The organism is Candidatus Rickettsia kedanie, assembly GCF_045865205.1.
GTDB classification, from domain to species: Bacteria; Pseudomonadota; Alphaproteobacteria; order Rickettsiales; family Rickettsiaceae; genus Rickettsia; species Rickettsia australis.
Genome location: NZ_BAABMM010000046.1, coordinates 1 through 3,516, shown reverse-complemented (window position 1 = coordinate 3,516; position 3,516 = coordinate 1). Strand labels below are relative to the sequence as shown.

Below are 3,516 nucleotides of genomic sequence, written 5' to 3'. Positions count from 1 at the left end.
AAAGAAAAACCAGTAGACACTCAAATTTTGGTCAAGGAGAGTATCTACTGGTCAATGCAATAACCCATAAATAAATATGAGGTCATTTATGAATATATCACAGAATATTTTGTTGGCAATAATAGTAGAGTAGTACCGGCTTCTTTTGCTAATTCCCACAAAGCTTTATCTCGTGCTACCTCTCGGAACGCTAGCAGCTCTTGTGCATTGCCACAAAAACCTCATTCACAAAAAAGTACCAAATATAAAACTAAAGCTAGAACTGAATCTAGAGCTGCAAGATTCGTTAATGATTCTCATGAGCATAATAACCAATCATCATCATCAGAATTATTTAGCTCTAAAACAATCACAGTATTAATAAGTTTTTTAAAACTCGGTAAAGATGATGTGTGGCTAAAGCTAGGCAAGCAATTACTGTTACTACGCAAATCTCCAAATAAGCAAAAATTCTATAGATCTGCATTATGTTGCTTTAAATCATCAATCAAAGCTCATCCTGATAATTACGTAGCATGGCTCTGTTGCAAATAGCACAAATTTGCAATTTTACTTAAAATTTATGTCTTGAAATTTGCATATCATCGTAAAAAATTACATGAATTTTGGTAGTATTTTTCTATTTGCAACAGAGCCATTATTATCTAGTAGTTTGACTACGGTATGACAGCTACAAAACTGGTTTATGCAACCAAGTTGGTATCTTTAAGTGATGGAATGTGCAGTAACAACCTAAATCAGGCGAGATATAATCTACCCAGGACAGTAAGATAGTACTATAAACCTAGGTAGATTATATCAATTTAAATAAAACTAAGATGAATAAAACAGTATCTGCATCACCATGAGTTCTAGATTTGGTCTCGGCATTAAACCTTACATTTAGGCAAATCTAATTTGACTAATTGCTGCCATGAGTCAAAAGGACAGTGCTCAGGTTTATGCCCCAGCATACAATATTGTGTATGGATAGATACTTGCTCTGTTCCAAGACATTCCTTGAAGTCTTTAACTTGTAAATATTTTGGTGGTAATGCTACTGTCATATCATGGCTTGTATGATGCTGTTTATGGTATTTTCCATGATGTTTTGAATGATGACCTCCGAGAGACTCTTTCGGGCAATCAATACTTACTAAAGGACCTGTATATGGGGTCACAAGTGGTTCATGACGATATACGCATGGCGACGGAGGATTGCCGCATTCAGTTTTTTTATACTCATTATACTGGTGTTTTGCATTGTGATGTTTTGAGCCTTTACATCCAGATAATATTGGAATACATAATAAAATTAAAAATAATAATTTCTTAACCATAATTAACCTCTATTTTAATAAAATTATTAATACTTAGTAACATGTCTTTTTATCTTGGCATCCTCAATATATATTAACAATGAGTTTTTGTTGATATACCATATGCAGTAGTTATTTTTGTTAATATGTATACAATTATATTGTAATAAAGTTACTATGTAATAAAGTGACTAATTCTTTTTAAGATTTAAATCTATCACAAGGATTTATAGTTTGTACTGGGATATTACAAGGTGTGCTGTAAATATCAACACGCAAGAATGCTAGTTCTGTTTCAAGAGTATCTTCAAATACTTCAATCATCCAAGCTTTATAATTATCTTGAGGATGATTGGACCAGCGATAGCCTCTAGCTTTCAGTAAATCTTTTGTATCATAAGGAGCATTTTTTGCCCAAATCTTAAATCTCGTTTTACTGCAATTGTTAAGTAATTGTTTTAATACTAGTGTTTTAGCAATCGGTAAGGTTTGAGCAAGTAAATGCAAGCCTGCTAGACAATCTGTCACAGCTCTGTGTCCCTCATAAAAGAAATTATACTTGTAAGCAAGATATTCTAGTTTGTGGCTTTCTATTTTCTCAGCTTTCCAATCAATATCGGCTCTTGAGCACCCCCAATCTTTAGGCGGTAAGTGTGGAAACATTTTGTCAAAAAAAGGTCTATCAAATGCAGTATTATGAGCAATGATAATATCAACATTTTCAAGAAACTGCGTCACTTCTTCTTGAACTATCGCCTTGCCTCGAACCATTTCATCAGTAATGCCGGTTAGTTCGGTAATGTGTGAGGGTATAGGTTCCTTAGGATCTTGATATTGATTGAATTCATCAAGTATACGATAAATATGTCCATCCTCAGTATATTCAAACTTTACCATACCAAGCTCTAGTATTTTATCTTTTTCATGTGATAAGCCGGTAGTTTCCGTGTCTAGAAATACCCCAATTTGTTTTGTAGTATTATCGGGTAAATGGTAAAAATCAGGTTTTGTATATCGCTTAATAACTTTATACTGATCTGAGGCACTTAATGTATCAGCTATTTTATCTATATGATTGCGTTGAGGAGTGTTAGGCAAATCTTTAATAGGGAATGCTAGTTGATAACCTCTTGATTTTCTAATTTTAGAGATGCGTTTAATATGCGTATCCATTTCATGCTGGGTAGTGCAATGAATCACTTTATAATTGCCTTTATTAGAGTACAAAGAACCCCAGCTACATATAAGGTCAGTAGTACCAAATAAATTAGCTTGAGTAGTTAATCTATAATATTTATGATCTTTAGTCCAATAATAAGCCATGTCAATTAGCTATAAAGATAAGTACTCATAATAATAGCGGAGCACCAAATTATGTCTAATACTTCAGCATAAAGTATAATGGACTGAAGAAACTGAACAAAAAAAGAGTTAGTATATCTTGGTAATAAGTGAGAATAAAAAAATAACTTAGGAGATAAAATGACAAAAAAACAGATACGGAATTTCAGTGCTGAAGAGAAGAGTAGGATAGGGCTTTGTTGCAAATAGCACAAATTTGCAATTTTACTTAAAATTTATGTCTTGAAATTTGCATATCATCGTAAAAAATTACATGAATTTTGGTAGTATTTTTCTATTTGCAACAGAGCCTCACACATTAGTGTCGCGCTGCTTTTCTTCTTTAAGAATTTTATAAACAGCAGCACGGCTTACCCCCATTTTTTTAGCTAGTGCTACCCCTTTAATTCCTTCTGTACTTAATTGTAATAATTTATGTCTGTCTATAATGCGGTTGCGACCAAACTTAATACCTTTAGTTTTTGCCTCTAACCTGCCTTCATTAGTTCTTTCAAGTATCCTTACTCTCTCCGCTTCTGCTATTGCACTAAGAATCGTAATAACCATTTTCCCTGTGCTACCTTCTGTACTAATACCATCATCAAGAAAACGCATAGCTACACCTATTTTAGCAAACTGACTAACTAGGTTAATCATATCGGCAGTGTCTCTGCCTAAACGATCTAACTTGGTAATCAATATTATATCCCCTTCTTCTACCTTATGCAATAAGTTATTTAATCCCGCTCTGTCTAAGTTACTACCTGTTGCTTTATCATGGAATATTCTTGATTCTTTTACCTCGGCATCTTTTAAACGTTTTATCTGTAGGTCTAAAAGTTGCTGATTGGTTGATACCCTAGCATAGCCAAATAAT

At 33.4% G+C, this 3,516-nt stretch carries 4 protein-coding genes; 1 reads left to right on the top strand and 3 read right to left on the bottom strand.

Translation table 11 applies throughout. From position 1 onward, the window contains the following. Positions 1-207 precede the first annotated feature (207 nt). Positions 208-534 carry a hypothetical protein gene (locus ACKTSD_RS07480; protein WP_412708687.1) on the top strand — a complete coding sequence of 109 codons (327 nt, stop codon included), beginning with the start codon at positions 208-210 and terminating at the stop codon, positions 532-534. A 335-nt stretch (positions 535-869) separates the two neighbouring features. Here ACKTSD_RS07480 and ACKTSD_RS07475 read toward each other — a convergent pair whose 3' ends face one another. The 3 genes from ACKTSD_RS07475 to ACKTSD_RS07465 form a co-directional block, all read right to left on the bottom strand. Next, positions 870-1,319 (bottom strand): hypothetical protein, encoded by a 450-nt coding sequence (locus ACKTSD_RS07475; RefSeq protein ID WP_412708686.1) that lies wholly within the window; start codon positions 1,317-1,319, stop codon positions 870-872. Positions 1,320-1,499: 180 nt separating this feature from the next. Further along, positions 1,500-2,621, bottom strand: a complete 1,122-nt coding sequence (locus ACKTSD_RS07470; RefSeq protein ID WP_412708685.1) for a 3'-5' exonuclease — start codon at positions 2,619-2,621, stop codon at positions 1,500-1,502. Positions 2,622-2,951: 330 nt separating this feature from the next. Then, positions 2,952-3,516, bottom strand: a 565-nt coding sequence (locus tag ACKTSD_RS07465; protein ID WP_412708684.1) for a recombinase family protein, incomplete at its 5' end; no start/stop codon positions are given.